The following is a 22,561-nucleotide window of genomic DNA, read 5'->3' on the forward strand; positions in this document are numbered from 1 at the left end:
AAGCTCAAACATGAAGAAATTTTTAACTGCTATTTTCGCAATGGCCAGCGCTAGCTGCGCCCTCGCTCAAGAAACGCCAACATCTCCACTCGAAATTTCGGGCTCGGTTGATACCTATTTTAAGTACGATTTTGCTAAACAACCCAATATCGGAACTTCATTTGCATCAGATCATAATTCAGTATCATTAGGGATGATTGATTTGGTTTTGAAGAAAAAAACCGGAAAAGCATCATTCGTAGGTGAACTTTCATTCGGACCAAGAGGCCAAACCCAATCAATTTTAGATGCTTCTGATGATGGATCATCTTTCCATATTCAAAACTTATACGTCAACTACGATTTTACAGATCAGTTTTCTATGACGGCAGGTTACATGGGAACATTTATTGGTTATGAAGTAATATCTCCGGTAGGAAATTTTAACTACTCTACTTCGTACTTATTCACCAATGGCCCTTTTCAAAATGCGGGAATTAAAGCAACCTATAAGTTCTCTGATAAAGTAAGTTTAATGGCTGGTTTGTTCAACGATTGGAATGTTTATACGGCAACTCGTGGCGTATCAAGTATTGGTGGCCAGTTAATGGTTTCTCCTGTTGAAGGCTGGACTGCATATTTGAACGTATTATCTGGTGCTGGTGGTGGTGGTTATGGTACAATTGCTGATTTAACTACTGCTTATCAAATTACAGATAAGTTCAAGTTGGGTTTAAACGCAGCCAACTATGATATCAATCATGATGCTGGCGGCTATGCTGGTGCAGCACTATATCCTCAATATGCATTTACCGACGCTGTTGCGTTGGGTTTAAGAGGTGAGTATTTTAAATACAAAAATGTAGGTGGTATTGAGGGTGAAAAGTATACTTCAGTTACGCTAACAGCAAACATAAAATCGGGAGGCTTAACTTTCATTCCCGAAGTTAGATTAGATCATAGCGGAACCAAACCATTTGCAAAGGAAAATGGAATGGCTGCTCCAAATGCCGGGCAGTTTTCATTAGCAGCAGTTTACGCTTTCTAAAAGCAATCAATATTTACCAAGCCGCCAGTCCATCTAAACTGGCGGCTTTTTTTTAACTTAGGTTCCGATTAACACCATTAATATGAAATATACACTCGCAATTTTTCTCTTACTTTTAACAATTGAGCTCTCGGCTCAGGAAAAGCAATTTCCTAAAGATGAAAATGGTAAGTATATTTATTATAAAGTTGTTGATTCTCAAAGCCTTGATAAGTCGGTCTTGATAGATCGGGCAACAGAATTTTTTACCACTAACAAAAAATCATTAAAAATAACAGAACGCACAGATACTTCTATTTTAGCTACAGGAAAATTAATAATCGATAAAACTGTTCTAGTTGTTGGTCATCCTAGCGGCGAACTAAACTATAATCTTTCTTTCCAGGTTAAGCAAGGGAAGTATCGCTATTGGTTAACTGATTTTACCTACATTCCTTATCAACGAGATCGCTATGGTAATTTCGTAGCCAAAACAAACGTTGCAACGCCACTCGAAAAACAAGCAGATAAATTAAATGCAGGGTCTTGGAGAGATGTTCAAGCCGGAGCCTATGCAAAAGTTGCAAAATTAAGTGATACGTTTAAAAAGTATTTGGCTACAGATAAAAAAGCACCAGTACCTGCAAAAGAAAAAACCATTTCTACCAATAAGTGGTAGGCTATGGTTTTCCAAAAAGCTCTTCTACCTTTTGGTAACGAAAATCAAATATACCTTTGATTTTGTTCTTCACCACAACTGCGTTTGCTACATTACCGATTGGTCCCCAGCCTACGCTGTAATGCAAAATATCATGCATTAACACACCGCTATCTATTGGTTTAAACTGGTGCTGATGATGCCAAAAGGCAAATGGTCCAAAGCGCTGCTCATCTATAAAATATTCCTGATCTTTTACGTGGGTAATTTCCGTAACCCAATCGAGCTTTATTCCCAGAAGTGGTGATACCTTATAAGTGATAATCAAACCGGGATACATTTTTGTGTTCTCCATATTAGGTGAAGTAACATCGAAAGTCATATCAGCTGGCGTAATTTCTGCCAGATTTAACGGCGAAGAGAAAAAATCCCAGGCTTTTTCTATGCTAATGGGAAGTTTTTGAGTGAATTCTGTCCTATGTAATTTCAAATCAGATTTTTATACATAAACACATTTACCGTTATTTTGTGTTAGCTGCAGCATTTAATTTATCATCGATCAATTTTACCAGGAGCTGAAATTCTTTTTCTTCATAGCCAATAGATTGATAAATGATCTTCCCATTTTGATCAATCAAAATGTTTCGAGGGATAGATTGTTTTGCGAATTTGCTGAAAATACTTCTGTCTACATCAGGAAGAATAGGAAATGTAAAACCTCGTTTAGTTTTATAGGGTATTAATTTGTCCCATCCTTCCTCTCTTCCAAATACAAAAAATTGAAAGTTTTTGTCGTTTTTATGCTTATCCCAAATTTGTTTTTGCACCAGTGGCAACTCGGTATTGCAGGGTGGGCACCAGGTGGCAAAAAGGTTAATTAAAATTAATTTACCCTTAAAATCGGCTAAATCTACAATTTTGCCTTTTTCGATTTCGAATGTAAAAGTAGGCGCTGTATCACCAACTTTTGTGTACGAGCCTTCATCGCTTGTCTGCGCAAATGTGTTAATCGAAAAAGCCAGAGATAATAAAAGAAATATCTTCTTCATACAAATGATTTATTTTAAAGATACTCTTATAAATTTTCTTTGCAAAACTAGTGTACCATTTTATCTGCGCAGGTAGAGCTGGCAAATGCTTCAGGTTTGGCCTTGAAAATAAAACCCATACTCAAAATATATCCCATGGCATCGTTTAGTGCCTTGTTCGATTTGAATGAAGGATTGGTGTTAATATCTGCATGAACTTCTAAAGCAACATCATAAATATCCAGCAAATCGCAAATAGAATAAGCAGTTTCGATTGATTTTTGAACCTCCATCAACATTCTTTCTTTTATACCCACTTGTTGAGTGCTTTTTTCCTGATGGATGTACATGAAGCCACCATGATGCTCTCTTAGCAGTACGATAACCGTTGCAAAATCGGTTGTCAGTCCCTTAACTTGCGAATCGGTTCCGATACAGACTTTCAGTTTGTAGCCATTTTCTGTTTCTCGGATAATGGCTTGCTCTACTTCTTCAAGGATAGAAGATTGGATGATTTCTCCGCTAAATTTTTTCCAGGTCATACACTAAATTGTTTTTTAAGGTTAATTCCAAAGGAATCTCTTTGGCACAAATGGTACTTGGGTTTATATAAAAATAGGAGCTAGAAATTAAATTGATGTTAAGTTAGGTTGTTTATTTGTTAACAAAAACTTAGTTTTCAACAAGTTAAGTGTTTTAAATGTAATTAATATCAATTGATTCATATTAATTACAACTTAACGGACGTTTTATTGGTTACATTTCATATTAAAATTCGATGATTATGAGAGCAGAATTAATTCAAGAACTTCAGCTTTTGCAAAACAGCAGAGCCAATAAATTTGCGGATGATTTAACTGATAGATTAAAATCATCTGTTGATCTTGTAACAGAAAAAGTTAACTCCTCAATGGCCAAACGTGGTAGCATGTTAATGTTATTGGAAAAACGTTTCAGCTTTTCTGCCATTAGAAAACTTAAATCAAGGCTGTTTAAGTTCTAATTGAATTTTATAAGGGCCAATCGAAATGCTTATCTTTGGCGAAATGATAGAGGACGCCTTAAAAAGATTAAATATTACCAAGCTTAATGAGATGCAGGAGGCTGCTTTAAAGGCAGTAAAATCCGGCAACGATGTATTGCTGATTGCGCCAACCGGATCTGGCAAGACCTTGGCTTTTCTATTGCCCTTACTGCAAAAATTAAAACCCGAAGTTAAAGGTGTTCAAGCCATGATTTTGGTGCCTTCAAGAGAACTTGCTTTGCAAATTGAACAGGTTTTTAAACAAATGGGAACTCCATTTAAGGTTAATTGTTGCTATGGAGGACATGCCGTTCGGGTAGAAAAAAATAATCTTACTCATCCGCCTGCTGTATTAATTGGTACGCCAGGTCGGATTGCTTATCATTTGGAACACCAGAATTTTGATGAATCTTTCGTTGAAAATTTAATTCTTGATGAGTTTGATAAATCTTTGGAGTTTGGTTTCGAATCGGATATGTCTTACATCATCGGCAAGCTTTTATCTTTGAAGCAACGAATTCTTACTTCGGCTACAAAAATGGAAGAGATTCCTGCCTTTGTGAAATTGAAAAATCCTGTGGATATCGATTTTTCAAAAAACTTGAAAGCCAAGCCAGATTTAGTACTAAAAAAGGTAACGGCGCCAGCGGCAGATAAGTTGGAAACCGTATTTAGGTTATTGAGTAAGATAGGGAACAAAAATACGCTAGTGTTCTGTAATCACCGTGAAACGGTAGATCGAATTAGTGATATTTTGTTTGAGCATGGTTTAGGACACGATGTTTTTCATGGCGGAATGGAGCAGATTGATAGGGAGAAAGCACTATTGAAATTCAGAAACGGCAGTCACAAAATTTTAATTACAACAGATTTGGCCGCCCGTGGGCTCGATATCCCTGAAATTGAATACATCGTTCACTATCAGCTGCCCTATACTGAAGATGCCTATATTCATCGAAATGGACGTACAGCCAGGATGCATGCAAAGGGAACTGCTTATGCTGTAATTACCCCTGAAGAAAATTATAAGTACATTCCGGAAAATATAGAAGAGGAAGAGCTTAAAGACAATTATGCTGTTCCAGAAGCCAGTGAGTGGGTAACCTTGTATTTGGCTCACGGAAAGAAAGATAAAATTAATAAAATAGATATAGTAGGTTTATTCTTGCAAAAAGGTGGACTTGCCAAAGAGGAGTTGGGATTGATAGAAGTGAAAGATACCACCAGCTATGTAGCTGTAAAGCGAGCAAAAGCTGATCAATTGATGCGCACATTGGCTGGCGAGAAAATTAAAGGAAAGAAATTGAAACTGGAGATAGCGAGTTAGGAGTTGAAGGTTGAAGGTTGAAAGATTGGGCAGTAAAGTGACGAGCATTATTCAATCATTCACTCATTCAGAATTCAATAATTAACATCAATCCCTAATTCACTCAATCAAAATTCAATAATTAAAAACAAAACATGAGCAATAACGATATATTAAAAAAATTAAGAGTCGCACTGTCATTAAAAACAGATGATATAATTACCATTTGCGATTTAGTAGGATTTAAAGTTACAAAAGCTGAATTGGGCGATATTTTTAGGAATGAAGACCATGAAAATTTCAAACCCTGTGGAGATCAGATTTTGCGTAATTTTTTAAATGGTTTGGTAATCTATAAAAGAGGCCCGAGAGAAGAGAAAAAGTAAATTGATTAACAACATCCCATGTTAATGAAAATTAAGATATTAATATTCCTATTTGCCTTAAGCTCTGTAACCTTATTTGCCCAACAACCCGATTCAAATAAAAAAGAAGATTTTTCCGACGATTGGGCGGCGCTTTCCAAATATAAGCGAGAAAGCGAATTGTTGGCCCCGGCAGCAAAGGGCGAGAAAAGAGTAGTGTTTTTAGGTAGTTCAATATTCGAATTCTGGAAACAGAAAGATCCCGAATATTTTAAGCGCAACCCTTATATAGATAGAGGAATAAGCGGACAAATCTCTCCCCAATTATTAATTAGGTTTAGGCAGGATGTTATTAACCTGAAACCGAAAGCAGTTATCATTTTAGCAGGTAGCAATGATTTGGCTGGAAACAAAGGCCACGTAAGCAACGAAACGGTTTTAAACAACATCAAATCAATGACAGAATTGGCGAAGAAAAATCATATTAAGGTTATTCTCTGCAAATATTTGCCCATTTACGAGTACCCCTGGAATAAAAATTTAAAAGGCGTGGCAGATCAGATTATTTCGCTTAATGATGAAATTGTTGCCTATGCAAAAGCCAACCGTTTTACTATTTTGGATTATTGGACACCATTGGTAGACGAAAGAAATGGACAAAAAGCCGAATATACTGAAGACGGAGTACATCCAAATTTTGCTGGTTACAAGGTAATGGAAACCGTAACAGAACAAGCCATAGATAAAATCTTAAGAAGAAGAAAATAAAATAAATCCATGGCTAACGGGCATGGGTTTATTTTTTTATTTAAACTTTCAATAATATTTGAAAATACAGAAAATAGTGTTTACATTTACTTCATCAAAATGAAAGTATGTGGATTTAATGCTACTGAATTTTGACTGGATAGGATGGGGTTGATGATTATTAAAAACTGGTAAAATGAATTACAATTTATTAGGTTACGGCATCTTCATTTCAGTAATTGTTTTTATCATCGTGATAGTGGGAAAAATTTGCTATCGAAACGGTAATATTTTTGTCGCTGCGCTGATTCCTGATCATTTGGAATTGTGCCAACAAATTAACAAATCGCTTTTGGTTTGTTACTATTTGGTTAATATCGGCTATTGCGCTATGACGCTGATAGGTTGGGAAACCATTAACAACTCACTGCAACTCGCAGAAGTTTTGGCTAGCAAAGTGGCCATAATCATCTGCATACTTTCAGTATTACATTATTCGAATATTTTTTTGCTTACCAATACCATTCATAAATTAATTAAATAACAATCTAAAAATTTAGTCATGGAAACTACCAAAATTTTAATCGGTTATGCTGTCTATTTACCAGTAGCACTTTTCTTAACTTTTTATGTTTCAAAAACATTATTTAAAAATAGTAAGATTTACATGCTCGATATTTTTAAAGGAAGAGAGGAGATTGCAAATGCAACAAATAAACTTTTCGAAACAGGATTTTATTTATTGAATGTTGGTTTTGCGCTTTTAATCATGAAAATAACTATCTATTCTAATAGCTACCAGGATTTAGTTGAAGCCCTAAGTTCTAAAATCGGAGGATTTTCTATTTACCTGGGAATTATGCTGTTTCTTAATCTTTATTTCTTTTTTAGAGGAAAGCGAAAAGCTAAAGAAAGTCAGCAACCGAATGGTCCGTTTATTACAAGTTCACATTAAATTGATAAAACAAGAAGTCCCGATTTTACTCGGGACTTTTTGTTACTAGTTTAGTTTTTTATATCTAATTCGTTTCGGAGCTACATCTCCCAAGCGTTTCTTTCTATTTTCCTCGTAATCAGAATAATTTCCTTCGAAGAAATAAACTTCAGAATTGCCTTCAAAAGCTAAAATGTGTGTACAAATCCTGTCTAAAAACCACCTATCGTGACTAATAACCACGGCACAACCACCGAAGTTTTCTAAAGCTTCTTCTAATGCCCGTAAAGTGTTCACATCAATATCATTCGTCGGCTCATCGAGCAAAAGTACGTTTGCACCTTTCTTTAAAGTGATAGCCAAGTGAACTCGATTACGTTCTCCACCCGATAAAATACCTACTTTTTTCTGTTGATCGCCCCCGTTGAAGTTGAATTTAGAAACATAAGCACGGCCATTTACTGCTTTGGTTCCCAATTGAATGTTATCCAAACCATCAGTAATGTTTTCGTAAACGGTTTTATCTGCATCCAAATCATTATGCATTTGATCTACATAACCCAGCTCGACAGTTTCACCCACACGGAAGGTTCCATTATCTGGTTCTTCCTGTCCGGTAATTAAGCGGAATAAAGTTGTTTTACCTGCACCATTTGGACCAATAATGCCGACAATACCGGCCGGTGGCAACGAAAAGTTTAAGTTATCAAACAAAACTTTATCGCCATAAGCTTTAGTTACATTCGTTGCTTCGATTACCACGTTCCCCAAGCGAGGACCCGCAGGGATAAAAAGCTCCAATTTATCTTCTCTTTCTTTTCCATCCTCAGATGCCAGCTTGTCGTAATTTGCTAAACGAGCCTTAGATTTTGCATGACGGGCTTTTGGTGCCATGCGTACCCATTCCAATTCACGCTCCAAAGCTTTTTGACGTTTACTTTCTGTTTTATCTTCTTGTGCCAAACGTTTGGCCTTCTGATCTAGCCATGAGGAATAATTGCCTTTCCAGGGAATACCTTCACCGCGATCCAGCTCCAAAATCCATCCGGCTACATTGTCTAAGAAATACCTATCGTGGGTTACGGCGATAACGGTTCCTTCGTAGTTTTGTAAGAATTGCTCTAACCAATCGATACTTTCTGCATCCAAGTGGTTAGTTGGCTCATCCAATAATAAAACATCGGGTTTTTGAAGCAACAAGCGGCACATGGCCACGCGGCGGCGTTCACCACCTGAAAGTACGCCAATTTTAGTTTCCGGATCAGGGCAGCGCAAAGCATCCATTGCTCTTTCTAATCTCGAATCAATCTCCCAGGCACCTAAAGCATCGATTTTATCTTGTAGTTCGCCCTGGCGAGCCATTAATTTATCCATCTTATCGGCGTCAGAATAATTTTCTTCCAAGCCGAAAGCTTCATTTACTTCTTCGTATTCTTTTAAAATAGCAGTTACTTCGGCAACACCTTCTTCAACCACTTCCCGTACTGTTTTCTCAGGATCAAGAATTGGTTCCTGCGCAAGATAACCTACAGAGTAACCTGGCGAAAACACTACTTCGCCCTGTATGGATTTATCTAAGCCGGCAATTATTTTTAGTAAAGATGATTTACCAGAACCGTTTAAACCAACAACGCCAATTTTAGCACCGTAGAAAAATGATAAGTAAATATTTTTTAAAACCTGTTTTTGTGGTGGATAGATTTTACTCACTCCAGCCATTGAAAAGATTATTTTTTCGTCAGACATAATGGAATTTTATTTCTGCAAAGATGCTTATTTTGAAACAAAAATCTAAGTGATAGCCAGAATTAGTATGCCAAAAAAAATGACCGCAGTAATTATACTGCAGCCATTCATCAATAAAATATAGTAATTAAAAACCTAAGCCTAAAGCAAAACCTCTAGAAGCATTAGTTACTGTTGCACCAGCAGTAGCTGCTCCAGTAGTTAAGTTTACGCTGTAAACTCTCTGAGTTGTACCCACAGTAAATAAACCATAAGCTAAGCCACTAGTGCCGCCGATATCAAAGCCGTTGCTTGCCTCAACATTAACACCTAAAGCACCTACGTCAACCAACAATCCACCGTTTGGATTATCTTGTTTTACCAACTTATCGCTATTTGAATCAATATCAAATAAAACTGTTGTAGTTGCGCCAAAAAAGTTATTGGTATAAGCTGCACCAGTGATTCCGGTAGTTGCTGGATTTAACGTTCCATCTACAATTACACTTCCATCCAATGGGTTGAACCTTAAGTTCTGGCCAGCATTACTTACAATCCTGATGCGATCGACAGTTGGATTGAAATCGAAGCCGAATTGTGTGCCACTTAACAAAGTGCTAAATGGAGTTGTACCTACAGATGTAGCTGCGCCAGAAGAAGTGTTAATGGTATAGATTCTGCTGCTGCTGCCTAAAGCATACAGTTGTCCGTTTAATGGACGGAAATCTATACCTAAAATTTGTTCGCCAGTTTGAATGCCAGCAATCGTTTTAACCGCAACTGTTGGTGTTGCAGCCATTGGATTGAAAATTAATAACTCATTATTGTTAGAAACTGCATAAGCAACAGGCTCAGTTGGAATAGCTAAACCTGTAATATTTGCAGGAAGGTTTCCAATTTTTGATGCTTTACCAGTATTGGTATCAATAGTGAAAAGAGATGAAGTTCCTGCAACCGATAGTGCTGCAATAGCCACAGTTCCATCAGGATTAATATCGAAACCACCAGCTTCTTCAACATCGAAACCTAAGCTTCCAACTTCAACTAGTTTTCCATCATTCGGTGGATCTTGTTTATAAAGTTTATCCGTAGCTGCATCAATATCAAAAAGAACGGTTGCTGTGGCACCGGCTTTATTTTGTGTATAAGCTACCGAAGTAACTTTTGCATTTGTAACACCGTTGATGGCGCCATCTACAATCATTACTGTACCCGTTTCTGGGTTTAAACGAAGGTTTTGACCATTATTGGTTACCACACGAATACGATCTACCGTTGGATTGAAATCGAAACCTACTGATGTACCAGATAATAATGTAGTAAAAGGGGCGGCAGAAATGGATCTTGCTGCACCTGTTTTCTGATCGATAACATATAAGCGGCTAGTGCTGCCAATGCCATAAAGCTGTCCGGTAGCAGGGCGGAAATCTATCCCTAAAAGCGTTTCACCTTGTTGTAAGCCAGAAATGCTTACTGTCGACGTTGCAGAAGAAGGGTTTTTAGCGTTGATCATCAACAATTTGCTGTCGGATGTTAAGGCGTAAAAATTTAAATCCGGGCCCGGAACAAGTGTTTCCATCGGATTATTTCTGTCTTTTTTGCAGGCAGAAAATAAAATTGGGGTCATAAGGGCAAAAAGTGCCATTATGAAGAAATGTCTAGATTTCATCATGATTGTAGTTTTAGTAATTATTTAATTGAAAAAATAGGAGCTAGGTAGGCTACTATTTCGGGGGTTGTTCAGGTACCTGAAGATGGCAATAAGCTAAAATGAAATTGCCGGAGAATGAAAGCTGATTTGCACTGTTGAGATTGGAAAATTCAAAATTTAGAATATTGTTCAAATCAAGATCTGTTAGTTTCACTTTTTCTTCCAGTTGGTTTTGTTTTTCTGAAGATGACTTATCAGTTTCATCAGTCGAATTTTTCTTGATCACTTCTTTGGCTACCTGCGTAACCGGAATTGCATATACCACTATTCTGCCGGCAAAAGCAAGCAGCAAAAAAAGTATAATAAAAAACCGTTGGTAGCGAGGTGCCATATTAATTGTCAAAATCAGTTACATATACGTTAGTTATTTGGGCTTAGATTTTTTTGGAATAAATTATTTTTGACTACTGATGCGATGGCTTTTCAAACCGCAGAAAATTCGTTCTGCCCCTTGAATAGTCTACGTTGATAGATGTATTTTATTTGTTAATTAAACCCGATATTAGCGGAAAGCCCGGATTGTGTTTTTTCTACACAAACGGACTTGTAGTGTTAGCGGGGCTTGCCCAAACAGCAGCTAACGGCCTGCCTTTTCCAGAAAACAAAATCATTTGTAAAAGGTTAATTCATTAGTGATTAAGCAGAATCTTTATTTGCCCGCCATTAAGTTTTGTAGTTTAGTTGATAAATGATGTCAATATCTTTTTATTTACTGTCAAAACTTGTAAATTGCTTATGTAAAAGGTTACAATTTGTCAGTATGAGTTGGTGTGAATTTCCTTACAAAAAACCGACAATATTTAAAGCGGCATTAAGGTTAGTACTAAAAATCTGCCTTAAAACTTATAAAACACTTATTACGTAGATATATATAAAGTAATTTAATATTATCTTAACGAAATTCTTACGTTGATTTCTGGAAGATTAAGGTTACAAAAGCCTGTTTCTCCACCTTGATGGCGCAATTGTTGATAAAATAAAGAAAACAGCAGGTACTCTTTTTATAATATATTTTATAGTTTAGGGACGTAGCTGTTAAGAAAGGTATTATGGAAGCAAAATTTTCACCACAGGTTAAAGATGTAATCTCTTTTAGTAGGGAGGAAGCGCTCCGTTTAGGGCATGATTACATTGGAACCGAGCATTTATTATTAGGCCTGATTCGCGAAGGCGATGGCATGGCCATAAAAATTTTACGATCGTTAGGAGTTGATACCGGTAAATTGCGCCGCTCAATTGAAGATGCTGTTCGCGGCACTTCGAGTGTTACAGTTAACTTGGGTAATATTCCGTTAACTAAACAGGCAGAAAAAGTTTTAAAAATTACTTACTTAGAAGCTAAAATATTTAAAAGCGATTTAATTGGTACTGAACATTTATTGTTGTCGGTTTTAAGGGATGATGATAACATCGCCTCGCAAATTCTACTACAATATGGTGTTACTTATGATGTTTTTAAACAGGAGGTTGAAGTGAATAAAAATGGTTTCAGAGACGATATTTCAAACAGCGCATCAACTGGTGGCGATGATGATTATCGTGAGGAAGAGAGCTTTAGTACACCTAAAAAGGTTTCGGATATTAAATCAAAAACTCCGGTTTTAGATAACTTCGGTCGTGATTTAACAAAGGCTGCGGAAGAAGGTCGTTTAGATCCGATCGTTGGCCGTGAGAAAGAAATCGAGCGTGTATCGCAGATTTTGTCTCGTAGAAAAAAGAACAATCCAATTTTGATTGGAGAGCCTGGAGTAGGTAAATCGGCAATTGCTGAAGGTTTAGCCTTACGTATTGTTCAACGCAAAGTTTCGCGTGTGCTGTTTGGCAAGCGTGTAGTTACATTGGATTTAGCATCACTAGTGGCCGGTACAAAATACCGTGGACAGTTTGAGGAGCGTATGAAAGCCGTAATGAACGAGCTTGAAAAATCTACTGATGTAATTTTATTTATTGATGAAATTCACACCATTGTTGGAGCAGGTGGCGCATCGGGTTCTCTTGATGCTTCGAACATGTTTAAACCGGCTTTGGCAAGGGGAGAAATTCAATGTATTGGTGCAACTACTTTAGACGAATACCGTCAGTATATTGAAAAAGATGGTGCTTTAGATCGTCGTTTCCAAAAAGTGATGGTTGAACCGGCTACGCCAGACGAAACTGTTGAAATTTTAACCCGAATTAAAGATAAGTACGAAGAGCACCATGGTGTAACTTACACTGATGAAGCGATTCAGGCCTGTGTAACTTTAACTTCTCGTTATATTTCTGACCGTTTCTTGCCAGATAAAGCGATTGATGCTTTAGATGAAGCAGGTTCGAGAGTTCACTTGACGAACATTCATGTTCCGCAAAACATTATTGATATCGAGGCTAAAATCGAAGATATTAAGTTAGAGAAAAATAAAGTTGTTCGCAGTCAGAAATATGAAGAAGCTGCTAAACTTCGGGATACAGAGAAGAATTTAATTGAAGAATTAGATAAAGCTAAAGCGGAGTGGGAAGCGGAAACTAAAACTAAACGTTACGAAGTATCGGAAGATAACGTAGCGGAAGTGGTTGCAATGATGACTGGTATTCCGGTGCAACGTGTTGGGCAAACTGATAGCCAGAAGCTATTGAACATGTACGATAAAGTGGCCGAAAAAATTATTGGTCAGGATGATGCAATTAAGAAATTGACTAAAGCCATCCAACGTACAAGAGCTGGATTGAAAGATCCTAAAAAACCAATCGGTTCATTTATCTTCTTAGGCCCTACAGGTGTTGGTAAAACAGAATTAGCAAAAGAGTTGGCTCGTTTCATGTTTGATAGTGATGATTCACTAATTCAAATTGATATGAGTGAATACATGGAGAAATTTGCGGTATCACGTTTGGTGGGAGCGCCTCCAGGATACGTAGGTTACGAAGAAGGTGGCCAGTTAACTGAAAAAGTTAGAAGAAAACCTTATGCTGTAATCTTATTGGATGAGATTGAAAAAGCGCACCCAGATGTATTCAATATTTTATTACAGGTTTTAGATGAAGGACAATTAACCGATAGTTTAGGTAGAAAAGTTGATTTTAGAAATACAATCATCATTATGACATCAAACATTGGTGCCCGTCAGCTAAAAGATTTTGGTCAAGGTGTTGGTTTTTCTACTTCTGCTAAAACCAATCAGGCCGATTCCCACAGCCGCGGTGTAATTGAAAGTGCATTGAAACGTGCTTTTGCTCCTGAGTTTTTAAATCGTGTTGATGATGTAGTGGTATTCAATAGCTTAGGTAAAGATGAAATTTTCAGAATCATTGATATTGAATTAAAAGCTTTATTCGGTCGTGTACATACTTTAGGTTACGAAATTGCACTAACTGAAAATGCGAAGGACTATATTGCAGATAAAGGCTTCGACAGTAATTTTGGCGCACGTCCATTAAAACGTGCCATTCAGAAGTATTTAGAAGATCCAATTGCAGAAGAAATTCTTAAAGGTGAATTAACTGAAGGCGATGTTTTAGAAATCGATTACGATAAGGAAACAGAATTGATTTCAGTCAATCACAAAAAAGGCGAAGCGAAAAAAGAAGAGCCTAAAAAAGAAGAAGATTCTTCAAGTAAATAAAATGAAACTCCCAATGAAAATTGGGAGTTTTTTGTTTTACAAAGTTTTTTGAGTACTGTATTTGTAGGATTACAAAATGCATCGATAATGCTTTGAATAGGTTGAATGGCAATAAAATATTGAAAATTTAAATTTTTTGTTGTTTGATTTCGCTGTATATTTCGCTCAGAAATCAATCCTATCTAATGAAATCATTTGTCCCGATGATGTGTTTAGCAATGATTTGCCTGGCTACATCCTGTAAGAAAAACATCAATATTGCTAATGATGAAAATCAGACACCTCAAGCGAAAACGGAAAGTGCTGCCCAGACTAACTTAAACAATGATTTAATGTTGAAATTAGTAAATGATACACGCTTGGCGGGTTGCAATTGTGGCACTACAAAAATGCCACCCGTTGCTGGTGTAACATGGAATGCTAATTTGACGCTGGCTGCGATTACGCAAAGCAAATACATGCTGTCTATCAATAAAATGCAGCACGAATCTGCAGATGGAACTAGCGTTGGCAATCGGGTAACGGCCACAGGTTATATTTGGAAAGTCGTTGGAGAAAATATAGCCTCAGGTCAAACTACCGAGATACAGGTTTTTAACGACTGGCTGAAAAGTGAGGGACATTGCAAAAACATGATGAATGCAAATTTCAAAGAGATGGGAGCTGCCAGATCGGGAACTTTCTGGACCCAGGTGTTTGCAGCAAAAATGTAACCAGCCAAAACGTATCAACTTCGTGGATATTGATTCGAGGATAATTATTCCATTATAAATCTTCTGTTAGTTCAGTTAATGCTTTATAATAGCGCTCATAATTTTGTTGATCGTTATTTAGAAAAAGAAACGGCTCAATTAATTCCAGTTCCATCAATAAAAAATCACCATCTACGAAAACACCATCCACTCTGGCATAAAGACAATTTTTTGCAAATTGGCGAACGTATCTGGCTGCGGTTTCAATTAATTTTTGATCGGGATTTTGAGGATGTACTGAACCGCCGTGTGCCGGCTGAACCCTAAAATCTCCACGTTTGGCTTGCTTAATTAGAGCGTGACTGTAGACGCCGTTAAAAAAAATGAAAGACCATTCGCCGCTCTCCAAAATTTCTGGCAGAAAAGGCTGAATAATAAAGTCTTCTGTTTTGATCAAATCTGTTAACTTCTCTTCAATTTCTTTTACATTCGTTGCAGTAACCTTGAAGGTATTTTTGGCGCCGCCGCTTACACAGGGTTTTACAATCAGTTTTTTGGTTTGGAACTTTTTGAAAAATATATTGAAGTCAATTTTTTCATCTCTTTCAAGAAAAATGCTTGGTGTAATCTTTAACCCAGCTTGCTGAATTTCCTTTAAGTAGTGTTTATGGGTATTCCACCTCACCACATCAATTGGATTGAGCAGTTTTACTTTTTTATCTTCGAGCAGGCTGAGCCACTGGTGAAACTGCTCAATTAAATCAAAATAATCCCACGGCGATTTTAAAATGGCAAGTTGATAATTTTCCCAGTTGGTATTTGGATCATTCCATATTACTTTTTGAATGTTTAATCCTTTCGCCTGCAGAAAGTCTAAGAGTCTATCATCTTCGCTTTCAACGGTATCTGAATCATATTTCCCCTGATCTAAATAAGTCACTAATGCAATATTCATGGTTTAAAACTATGTTTTATCATTTAAACAAACAAATTAAAAGAGTGACATTTGATCGTTAGGCACTTTAAAAAGTGAATGGTTTAAGATAATTTCCTTTTTATTCAAGCCGTTCAGTCTGGCATGCAATCTAAAACTATCGCTGATCATCTTTGCTATATTTCCCTCTCCACGCATTCTGTCGCCAAAACGACTGTCGTTTACCGTTCCGCCATGGCAACTTTGAATCATGTGCCAAACCTTATCAAACCGATCAGGAAAATTTTTCCTTAACCAATCTTCAAAAATTTGGCCAATAGCCCCGTTTAGCCGTACTATGGTATATCCTGATTTTATAGCTCCAGCATTTGCAACTGCTTTTAATATCGTAGGGATTTCGTGGTCGCTCAAACCCGGTACAAGCGGGGCCACCATTACGCCCATTGGTATTCCAGCTTTGCTTAACTCTTCTACAATTTTTAGTCGTTGTTTTGAAGTGGTTGTTCTCGGCTCCATCACTTGTCGCAAATCTTCGTTCAAGCTGTTGATGGATACATAGACCATGCATAAATTGAGTTTTGCCATTTCTTGCAAAATGTCACTGTCGCGAAGAATCAGCGAATTTTTGGTTATCATCCCGATAGGTTGTTTATATTCTAAAGCAATTTCTAGCAATTGCCTGGTCAGTTTAAACTTCCTTTCGGCGGGCTGATAGCAATCGGTATTTCCTGATAAGGAGATGGTAGCAGCATCCCATCCTTTTTTCTCCAGAAACTTTTTGAAAAGTAAGGGAGCATCCTTTTTTACAATAATTTTCCTTTCGAACTCCAGCCCAGCGCTGTATCCCCAATATTGATGTGAATTGCGGGCATAACAATAGGTGCAACCATGTTCGCAACCCTGATATGGATTTAAGGAATAAGCCATTCCAACATCTGGACTATCCACTTTGTTGACAATAGATTTTGAATTTTCAAAAATAAAGGATGTTTTTCGATCGGATTCTTCCCAATCATCAATGCCTTCATCGTGTTCCTTTACATAAACATCTTTTAAGAATTTGTTATGAGGATTAACTTGTGCACCTCTTCCTTTAAAATATGTTTTCTCTTCTTCGCTAATCATTAGAATAAAATTACTAATTTTTTTAGCAAACAGATGTCGGTGTTGATAATTTTTATTTAATTTCACCTGATAGATAAATGTATTATTTTTGTTAAGTTTAGGCTACCAAAATCCTGCATAAATGAACGCTCCTTTGTCATGCATTGTTATAGATGATTGCGATCTAGATCGGCAATCGGTTGAGAATGAAATCAATAATTCAGCAGGTTTACAGCTTACTGGTAGTTTTGGCAACTGCATTGAAGCTTTGAATACTTTCCATCTTAAGCCCGATATTTTATTTATTGATATAGATATGCCAGAGATTAATGGCTTGGATTTTATCAGAACTATCAAGAATTTCAATACCATAAATATCATCATTTCTTCCCATCCAGAATATGCTTTAGAGGGTTTTCAACTTAAAGTTTTTGATTACATTTTAAAGCCATTAGAGAGCGATCGTTTTGAAAATACAGTAAAAAGATTGTTGGATTTTAAACAACTTAAAAATAAGGCTGAAGCCTATGATGTACTATTCGAAAGGGAAAATGTTGTTTTTAAAGATGGTATAACCACAAAAAGTGTAAATGTTAACGACATTTTATATTTAGAAGCTTTTGGCGATTATACTAAAATTGTAACAGAAACTAAGGTTCATTTAACACTTGCCACCTTAACGAGGTTTATCGATTCATTGCCTTCTGGTAAATTTATGAGGATCCATAGAAGTTACGCAGTGCTTAAAGATAAGATAAGCACCATCGGGCACAAAGAAGTTTGTATAGCGGGCAAAATATTACCCATTGGGAAAACCTATTACAAAAATACCAAATTAGAATTATCGCTACGTTTATGAAGTTTTAAGGTTCATAATCAATATGTTTAGGTACTATCGTTTCTTTTTATTGATCGTTTTGTCAATTTTATGGCAAAGCATATTCGCTCAGAAACCTCCTGAACCAAATTTCCAAAAATATAAAGTAGCGAGGAAAAAAGCAGAAGCATATAATCAGTACTGTTATTCCCTTTTCAATTATATTTCCGCCAGCGGCAAATTTATCGACTTTTCTGATTTAATAAAGGTTTGTAAACGCGGTTTGAATGCTACTCAACGTAGCGATTTTAAGAATTTGTATCGACTGGAATATTTAACAGGATTAACCTATAAAATTCAGCTCAATTACGATAGCGCTTTTTTCTATCTAAAGAAGAGTATTGGTAGTGCACAAAGGGGAAATGATATTGGAAATGAGGTTGCCGCCATACGGCAAATTAATTATCTGTATCGTTATACAGGAAGATTTGCTGAAATGAATCGCTATAATAAACGGTTAATAGAGTTGCAGACTACAGTTAAAGATATTGCTATCAAAGATGAATTGTTATCGGCCTTGAGCGAATACTATTTATACAATGGCGATTACGAACAAGCTATTGAAACATCTTTGAATTCGTTATCAACTAAAGAATATTTCTATCAAAAGAAAAAGGATCATAAATCTCAAATTGATTTAGGTTTAGCCCTCTCAAATTTGGGGAGTTTATATTTAGACTTGAATCAAAATCAAAGTGCCATAAATTATTTAAAAAGATCAGAACCCTATTTTGCGCAATATACAGGCGGCAGAGTGCGTATGTCCATCAACTTGGAGAAAGCCTATTTAAATATTGATAAAACCGATAGCGCCATGTTTTATTATCGAAAGGTATATAAGGCTATGGTGAAAGATTATTTTTATGAAACTGCACCTCTAAGTGCTGCAAATCGGCTCTTTGGTGAATATCACCTCAAAAAGAAGGAAATGAATTTAGCAAATAAGTATACAATGGATGCTTATAGCCTGGCCATCACTTCTGAAAGTAAGGAAACTATTTTACTGGCAACAACCTTAATGGGCCATCTATTATACGAACAGAAAAAACATGCCAAATCAGTCTATTATTTAGAGCAGGCTTTGCCAAACTCTTACAATTTTAATAAGGATATTTTTGCCGGAATATTACTCAAGTTGGCACAGAATTATCAGCAGTTAAATAATCATCAAAAAGCCTATCAATTTTTTAATAAATACAATTTAATTCGCGATAGTATATACTTTGCGAAAAGTAGAGAAGGTATTAATGCAATTGAATTCAAATATAAAAATGCCGAAAAAGAGCAAAGGATTAAATTTTTGAATGCGCAAAGCGATGCGCAAAATAAAGAAATTAAGCAGCAAAGGCAATATCAAACTATTCTTATCATTTGTGTTTTTCTGGCATTGCTCATTTCCATACTTTTTTATCGGATTTATATAAATAAGAAAAAGGCTAATTTGCTTTTAGATAAGAAAAATCAACAGTTGGATATCATCAACAACCAATTGGATCAAGCAAATCAAACGAAAACGAAGCTCTTCAGTATTATCTCTCATGATTTAAGAAGTCCTGTAAGTCAACTTTTTACCTTTTTAAGGTTGCAACAAATCACAGTTAATATTTCAATAGACGAGAAGGAAAAAAATCAAGAAAAATTGATGCAATCTTCTAAAAATTTGTTAGCTACCATGGAAGATTTACTGTTATGGTCTAAGAGCCAAATGGAAAATTTCCAGCTTGAAATTGATGCTATAGACATAACCTTACTTTTCGAACAATCTATTGCTTTGATGACGAGCCAAGCTGATGCAAAGAATTTAACTCTGGAAATAGCCAAAACACGATTTGGAACTATTGAAAGTGATGAAAACTTTCTGATCATTATTATTCGTAATCTATTACAAAACGCCATCAATCATTCTCATCAAAATGGCAATATTGGTTTAAATGCAGGCTTTGATGGCGAAGGGAAAAAATATTTATCCATAAGCAATAACGGCGATGAGATACCGCTAACTAAAATAGCTGAATTATTAAATCAAAATGACGTTGGCAGTAAATCATCAGGTTATGGCCTGTTAATTGTGAGAGAACTCAGCCTAAAACTTAATGCAAAAGTGGGCATTGTGAGCACTCCAAAAATCACCGAAGTTTCGATTACCTTCCAATAGCTGTTTAACGATTATTTATATCCCTTTATAGATTTTAATAACCAAATTTTCACTGATATAAATAGGTTTATGTGCTAAATAAACCGAAATGAAAATTAATCTAAATGTTAAGAAAACCATTTGCTCGTGCTTCTGGTTGCTAACGCTTTCTGTATGCATTTCCTGCAATTCTACCCAAACCAAATCAGATTCATCACCTGCCCAATCAGAGATTAAACAAGCTGATGAATACTTTTCTGTGAAAATAAAGGGAAAATTGTGGGAAGCATTTCCCTCAAAAGAATTTAAGGAATACAATGTGAGCTATAAACAATTGGGACATCAATTTTCTATTTATGCCGAAGCCGAAGACGGCTCGAGGGTTGATGTATCTTTTCACTCTGCTAAAGAATTAGCGGTAGGCAATTATCCGTCAACCAGAAATGATAATGGAATGTTGAGCGGGGTATTTTATTTTCCTGAGGCAAAAAGTTCTGATAAGGAATTGGCTAGCGTTACGCCAGAGGTTCCAATTCAGGAAAATACTGTTCAAATTACCAAAATAGATAAATCCAACAAAGAAGCTTATGTTATTGAGGGAACATTTTCACCAACAATGTATGCCGTTTACGAAACCAACCCCGAGCGAAGCGTAAAGTTTACAGAAGGGAAATTCAAGGTGATTTATCGGCCAAATTCAATGGATCCGGCGTTTTAAAAAATCCAAAATGCTTTGGTGATTCCTTTGCCGATTATACCGATACGTTCGTCGATAATAAAATAGTGATGGCCTGATCTACAGTTATCTTCAATAAGTAATCTCTAAACAGACAATCTTAACTCTACTATTATGAAAAAAAGTTACCTATTCGGCTTAATTTTTTTACTTACAGCGATAATTAGTTCTTGTACCAAAGATGGTTTAACTGGACCAGAAGGTCCGGCAGGACCAATTGGCCCAGCCGGCCCAGTTGGGGCGGTTGGTGCAGCAGGTGCAGATGGAAGCATCATCTACAGTGGAAATACTGCGCCGTCGATCGCTGTTGGTAAACCGGGTGATTACTATTTAAATATTACAAATGCCCAATTATACGGACCAAAACTTGCCACAGGTTGGGGCTCACCATTAACTTTGATGGGTGCTACAGGAGCCACCGGTGCTACCGGTGCTACCGGCGCAACTGGTGCTACCGGTGCCACGGGTGCAACTGGCTCATCAGGAACTAACGGAACTAATGGCACGAACGGGACAAACGGTACTAATGGCACAAATGGAAGTACAACTTTAAGTGGAACAGGTTCACCTGCAGCTGCTTTGGGTACCAATGGCGATTTCTATCTCGATAAAACTAACTTCTTACTTTACGGACCCAAAACTGCTGCTATCGGTTGGGGAATTCCAATTTTATTAAGAGGTGCAGATGGTGCACAAGGCCCAACTGGTGCTGCAGGTAAAGACGGTAGTATTATTTATAGTGGTTCAGGAACGCCGGTTGTAACAATTGGTGTTAATGGAGACTATTATCTTGATAAAAATACGGGGAATTTATATGGACCAAAAACGGTTGCTGGATGGGGAACGCCACTCGTTTTAAGAGGTACGAACGGCACAAATGGTACAAATGGAGCCAATGGCACAAACGGAGCTAACGGTACAAATGGAACCAATGGAACGAATGGCAGTGTGACCTATAGCGGTATAACACCTCCCGATTCTACAATTGGGGCGAACGGTGATTACTATCTGGATAAAAGAAGTTATTTACTATACGGGCCAAAAAATGCTGACGGATGGGGAATTCCAATATTGCTAAGAGGTGCCGATGGTGCGCAAGGTCCAACAGGTCCGGCTGGAGCAGATGGAACAGTTATTTACGGTGGAGATTATTTTCCTGATCCTGTATTAGGCAAAATAGGCGATTACTTTATTGGTAGGTTTACGGTAATGCTTTACGGACCAAAAACGGCAGCAGGTTGGGGTGCTGGTATTTCATTAAGGGGTGCAAACGGTACTAATGGCACTAACGGTAGCACCATTCTTAATGGCGTTGGTGCACCAAATGGAGGAGTAGGATTGACCGGCGATTTCTATATCGACATTAGTACCTATACCATTTATGGTCCGAAAAATAATGGTGTTTGGGGCTCTGGAACATCGCTAAAAGGGAATGACGGAAATGCGAATGTAATTGCATTGGAAACTGCCGATAATGTAGCATTTAGCTGGGTTTTACAAGTTGATAATTATGTTTTAAGAAAACAAGGTGTGGCCGTGAATGATACATCCACTGTTTTTAACATCCCTGCGGCCAATTATACATCGGCAAAAAATGGTGTAGTAATGGTTTACATTCGCAAAAATTCAGGTGGTGGAAGTTATAGCTGGCAACAATTAAACTATACCGAAAAAACACCTGGCTATACAGTAACTTATGTATCCAATCTGCGCATCAATCCAACCGATGCAAAGGTAAGAATATCATATGGAAACCCATTTGCCACCCACCAATCTTATGCGGTAGATAAGGTTAGGATAGTAATTATCCCGCCTAGTTCAATTGGGACGCTAGGTACAATAAATCCAAATCAATCGCCTATGCTTCAGGCCATGCAAAAGCTCAATTTAAGCGATAAAGATTTCAGAAAAATACAATGATAACGCTTTTATCAGCAGGTTCATCACCTGCTGATTTTTTTAACGCATCCTTAAAATC

Annotated in this window: 22 protein-coding genes; 14 read left to right on the forward strand and 8 right to left on the reverse strand. The window is 36.9% G+C overall.

Features of this window, described 5'->3' with window-relative positions:
- Positions 1-10: 10 nt before the first annotated feature.
- Together ACZZZK_RS19075 and ACZZZK_RS19080 are read left to right on the forward strand one after the other, a co-directional pair.
- Positions 11-1,027 carry a porin gene (locus ACZZZK_RS19075; RefSeq protein ID WP_463485510.1) on the forward strand — a complete coding sequence of 339 codons (1,017 nt, stop codon included), beginning with the start codon at positions 11-13 and terminating at the stop codon, positions 1,025-1,027.
- 82 nt (positions 1,028-1,109) lie between these two features.
- Complete coding sequence (locus ACZZZK_RS19080; RefSeq protein ID WP_463485511.1) at positions 1,110-1,685, forward strand: DUF4468 domain-containing protein; 576 nt, start codon at positions 1,110-1,112, stop codon at positions 1,683-1,685.
- Position 1,686: 1 nt separating this feature from the next.
- On the opposite strand, the gene ACZZZK_RS19085 is transcribed toward ACZZZK_RS19080, so the two are convergent.
- From ACZZZK_RS19085 to ACZZZK_RS19095, 3 genes are read right to left on the reverse strand one after another with little or no spacing between them, the layout of a single operon-like run.
- Positions 1,687-2,154, reverse strand: a complete 468-nt coding sequence (locus tag ACZZZK_RS19085) for an SRPBCC family protein (protein ID WP_463485512.1) — start codon at positions 2,152-2,154, stop codon at positions 1,687-1,689.
- Between the two features lie 31 nt (positions 2,155-2,185).
- Entirely contained in the window at positions 2,186-2,713 is a 528-nt protein-coding gene (locus tag ACZZZK_RS19090; protein ID WP_463485513.1) for a TlpA family protein disulfide reductase, read from the reverse strand.
- 47 nt (positions 2,714-2,760) lie between these two features.
- Positions 2,761-3,234 carry a ribonuclease H-like YkuK family protein gene (locus tag ACZZZK_RS19095; RefSeq protein ID WP_056849412.1) on the reverse strand — a complete coding sequence of 158 codons (474 nt, stop codon included), beginning with the start codon at positions 3,232-3,234 and terminating at the stop codon, positions 2,761-2,763.
- 242 nt (positions 3,235-3,476) lie between these two features.
- Here ACZZZK_RS19095 and ACZZZK_RS19100 point away from each other — a divergent pair, with 242 nt between their 5' ends.
- The 6 genes from ACZZZK_RS19100 (at position 3,477) to ACZZZK_RS19125 (ending at position 7,089) form a co-directional block, all read left to right on the forward strand.
- Positions 3,477-3,695 (forward strand): hypothetical protein, encoded by a 219-nt coding sequence (locus tag ACZZZK_RS19100; RefSeq protein WP_463485514.1) that lies wholly within the window; start codon positions 3,477-3,479, stop codon positions 3,693-3,695.
- Positions 3,696-3,738: 43 nt separating this feature from the next.
- Positions 3,739-5,043 (forward strand): DEAD/DEAH box helicase, encoded by a 1,305-nt coding sequence (locus ACZZZK_RS19105; protein ID WP_463485515.1) that lies wholly within the window; start codon positions 3,739-3,741, stop codon positions 5,041-5,043.
- A gap of 134 nt (positions 5,044-5,177) precedes the next feature.
- Positions 5,178-5,408 (forward strand): DUF1456 family protein, encoded by a 231-nt coding sequence (locus tag ACZZZK_RS19110; RefSeq protein WP_121948305.1) that lies wholly within the window; start codon positions 5,178-5,180, stop codon positions 5,406-5,408.
- Between the two features lie 24 nt (positions 5,409-5,432).
- Complete coding sequence (locus ACZZZK_RS19115) at positions 5,433-6,155, forward strand: GDSL-type esterase/lipase family protein (RefSeq protein WP_463485516.1); 723 nt, start codon at positions 5,433-5,435, stop codon at positions 6,153-6,155.
- A 175-nt stretch (positions 6,156-6,330) separates the two neighbouring features.
- Positions 6,331-6,678: a hypothetical protein gene (locus ACZZZK_RS19120; protein WP_463485517.1), complete on the forward strand. Its 348-nt coding sequence runs from the start codon at positions 6,331-6,333 to the stop codon at positions 6,676-6,678.
- Positions 6,679-6,696: 18 nt separating this feature from the next.
- Positions 6,697-7,089, forward strand: coding sequence for a hypothetical protein (locus ACZZZK_RS19125; protein ID WP_463485518.1), 393 nt, complete (start codon positions 6,697-6,699; stop codon positions 7,087-7,089).
- 45 nt (positions 7,090-7,134) lie between these two features.
- Here the strand turns inward: ACZZZK_RS19125 and ettA are convergent, their stop codons facing one another.
- The 3 genes from ettA to ACZZZK_RS19140 all read right to left on the reverse strand — a co-directional run bounded on the left by ettA (position 7,135) and on the right by ACZZZK_RS19140 (position 10,835).
- Positions 7,135-8,814 carry an energy-dependent translational throttle protein EttA gene (ettA, locus tag ACZZZK_RS19130; RefSeq protein ID WP_056849417.1) on the reverse strand — a complete coding sequence of 560 codons (1,680 nt, stop codon included), beginning with the start codon at positions 8,812-8,814 and terminating at the stop codon, positions 7,135-7,137.
- 127 nt (positions 8,815-8,941) lie between these two features.
- Entirely contained in the window at positions 8,942-10,465 is a 1,524-nt protein-coding gene (locus tag ACZZZK_RS19135) for a DUF4394 domain-containing protein (protein WP_463485519.1), read from the reverse strand.
- Positions 10,466-10,517: 52 nt separating this feature from the next.
- Complete coding sequence (locus ACZZZK_RS19140; RefSeq protein ID WP_463485520.1) at positions 10,518-10,835, reverse strand: hypothetical protein; 318 nt, start codon at positions 10,833-10,835, stop codon at positions 10,518-10,520.
- Positions 10,836-11,553: 718 nt separating this feature from the next.
- Here ACZZZK_RS19140 and ACZZZK_RS19145 point away from each other — a divergent pair.
- Positions 11,554-14,106: an ATP-dependent Clp protease ATP-binding subunit gene (locus ACZZZK_RS19145; protein ID WP_463485521.1), complete on the forward strand. Its 2,553-nt coding sequence runs from the start codon at positions 11,554-11,556 to the stop codon at positions 14,104-14,106.
- A gap of 185 nt (positions 14,107-14,291) precedes the next feature.
- Positions 14,292-14,819, forward strand: a complete 528-nt coding sequence (locus ACZZZK_RS19150) for a CAP domain-containing protein (RefSeq protein WP_463485522.1) — start codon at positions 14,292-14,294, stop codon at positions 14,817-14,819.
- Between the two features lie 52 nt (positions 14,820-14,871).
- Here the strand turns inward: ACZZZK_RS19150 and ACZZZK_RS19155 are convergent, their stop codons facing one another.
- Together ACZZZK_RS19155 and ACZZZK_RS19160 are read right to left on the reverse strand one after the other, a co-directional pair.
- Positions 14,872-15,753: an ATP-grasp domain-containing protein gene (locus ACZZZK_RS19155; protein WP_463485523.1), complete on the reverse strand. Its 882-nt coding sequence runs from the start codon at positions 15,751-15,753 to the stop codon at positions 14,872-14,874.
- Positions 15,754-15,789: 36 nt separating this feature from the next.
- Positions 15,790-16,857: a PA0069 family radical SAM protein gene (locus tag ACZZZK_RS19160; protein ID WP_463485524.1), complete on the reverse strand. Its 1,068-nt coding sequence runs from the start codon at positions 16,855-16,857 to the stop codon at positions 15,790-15,792.
- 121 nt (positions 16,858-16,978) lie between these two features.
- Between ACZZZK_RS19160 and ACZZZK_RS19165 the strand changes: the two genes are divergently transcribed.
- The 4 genes from ACZZZK_RS19165 to ACZZZK_RS19180 all read left to right on the forward strand — a co-directional run bounded on the left by ACZZZK_RS19165 (position 16,979) and on the right by ACZZZK_RS19180 (position 22,503).
- Entirely contained in the window at positions 16,979-17,695 is a 717-nt protein-coding gene (locus ACZZZK_RS19165) for a LytR/AlgR family response regulator transcription factor (protein WP_463485525.1), read from the forward strand.
- 22 nt (positions 17,696-17,717) lie between these two features.
- Positions 17,718-19,868, forward strand: a complete 2,151-nt coding sequence (locus ACZZZK_RS19170; protein WP_463485526.1) for a tetratricopeptide repeat-containing sensor histidine kinase — start codon at positions 17,718-17,720, stop codon at positions 19,866-19,868.
- 88 nt (positions 19,869-19,956) lie between these two features.
- Complete coding sequence (locus tag ACZZZK_RS19175; RefSeq protein WP_463485527.1) at positions 19,957-20,565, forward strand: hypothetical protein; 609 nt, start codon at positions 19,957-19,959, stop codon at positions 20,563-20,565.
- Between the two features lie 132 nt (positions 20,566-20,697).
- Positions 20,698-22,503, forward strand: coding sequence for a hypothetical protein (locus tag ACZZZK_RS19180; protein ID WP_463485528.1), 1,806 nt, complete (start codon positions 20,698-20,700; stop codon positions 22,501-22,503).
- The last annotated feature ends 58 nt before the right edge of the window (positions 22,504-22,561 follow it).

The sequence above is a fragment of the Pedobacter sp. AC163 genome (genome assembly GCF_979258665.1).

Bases quoted from the DNA above. Each gene is read 5' to 3' on its own strand.
- ACZZZK_RS19160 (WP_463485524.1), bottom strand. From the start codon at position 16,857: ATGATTAGCGAAGAAGAGAAAACATATTTTAAAGGAAGAGGTGCACAA.
- ACZZZK_RS19155 (WP_463485523.1), bottom strand. From the start codon at position 15,753: ATGAATATTGCATTAGTGACTTATTTAGATCAGGGGAAATATGATTCA.
- ACZZZK_RS19080 (WP_463485511.1), top strand. From the start codon at position 1,110: ATGAAATATACACTCGCAATTTTTCTCTTACTTTTAACAATTGAGCTC.
- ACZZZK_RS19170 (WP_463485526.1), top strand. From the start codon at position 17,718: ATGTTTAGGTACTATCGTTTCTTTTTATTGATCGTTTTGTCAATTTTA.
- ACZZZK_RS19175 (WP_463485527.1), top strand. From the start codon at position 19,957: ATGAAAATTAATCTAAATGTTAAGAAAACCATTTGCTCGTGCTTCTGG.
- ettA (WP_056849417.1), bottom strand. From the start codon at position 8,814: ATGTCTGACGAAAAAATAATCTTTTCAATGGCTGGAGTGAGTAAAATC.
- ACZZZK_RS19165 (WP_463485525.1), top strand. From the start codon at position 16,979: ATGAACGCTCCTTTGTCATGCATTGTTATAGATGATTGCGATCTAGAT.
- ACZZZK_RS19090 (WP_463485513.1), bottom strand. From the start codon at position 2,713: ATGAAGAAGATATTTCTTTTATTATCTCTGGCTTTTTCGATTAACACA.
- ACZZZK_RS19075 (WP_463485510.1), top strand. From the start codon at position 11: ATGAAGAAATTTTTAACTGCTATTTTCGCAATGGCCAGCGCTAGCTGC.
- ACZZZK_RS19100 (WP_463485514.1), top strand. From the start codon at position 3,477: ATGAGAGCAGAATTAATTCAAGAACTTCAGCTTTTGCAAAACAGCAGA.
- ACZZZK_RS19135 (WP_463485519.1), bottom strand. From the start codon at position 10,465: ATGATGAAATCTAGACATTTCTTCATAATGGCACTTTTTGCCCTTATG.
- ACZZZK_RS19125 (WP_463485518.1), top strand. From the start codon at position 6,697: ATGGAAACTACCAAAATTTTAATCGGTTATGCTGTCTATTTACCAGTA.
- ACZZZK_RS19145 (WP_463485521.1), top strand. From the start codon at position 11,554: ATGGAAGCAAAATTTTCACCACAGGTTAAAGATGTAATCTCTTTTAGT.
- ACZZZK_RS19180 (WP_463485528.1), top strand. From the start codon at position 20,698: ATGAAAAAAAGTTACCTATTCGGCTTAATTTTTTTACTTACAGCGATA.
- ACZZZK_RS19105 (WP_463485515.1), top strand. From the start codon at position 3,739: ATGATAGAGGACGCCTTAAAAAGATTAAATATTACCAAGCTTAATGAG.
- ACZZZK_RS19150 (WP_463485522.1), top strand. From the start codon at position 14,292: ATGAAATCATTTGTCCCGATGATGTGTTTAGCAATGATTTGCCTGGCT.
- ACZZZK_RS19110 (WP_121948305.1), top strand. From the start codon at position 5,178: ATGAGCAATAACGATATATTAAAAAAATTAAGAGTCGCACTGTCATTA.
- ACZZZK_RS19140 (WP_463485520.1), bottom strand. From the start codon at position 10,835: ATGGCACCTCGCTACCAACGGTTTTTTATTATACTTTTTTTGCTGCTT.
- ACZZZK_RS19095 (WP_056849412.1), bottom strand. From the start codon at position 3,234: ATGACCTGGAAAAAATTTAGCGGAGAAATCATCCAATCTTCTATCCTT.
- ACZZZK_RS19115 (WP_463485516.1), top strand. From the start codon at position 5,433: ATGAAAATTAAGATATTAATATTCCTATTTGCCTTAAGCTCTGTAACC.
- ACZZZK_RS19120 (WP_463485517.1), top strand. From the start codon at position 6,331: ATGAATTACAATTTATTAGGTTACGGCATCTTCATTTCAGTAATTGTT.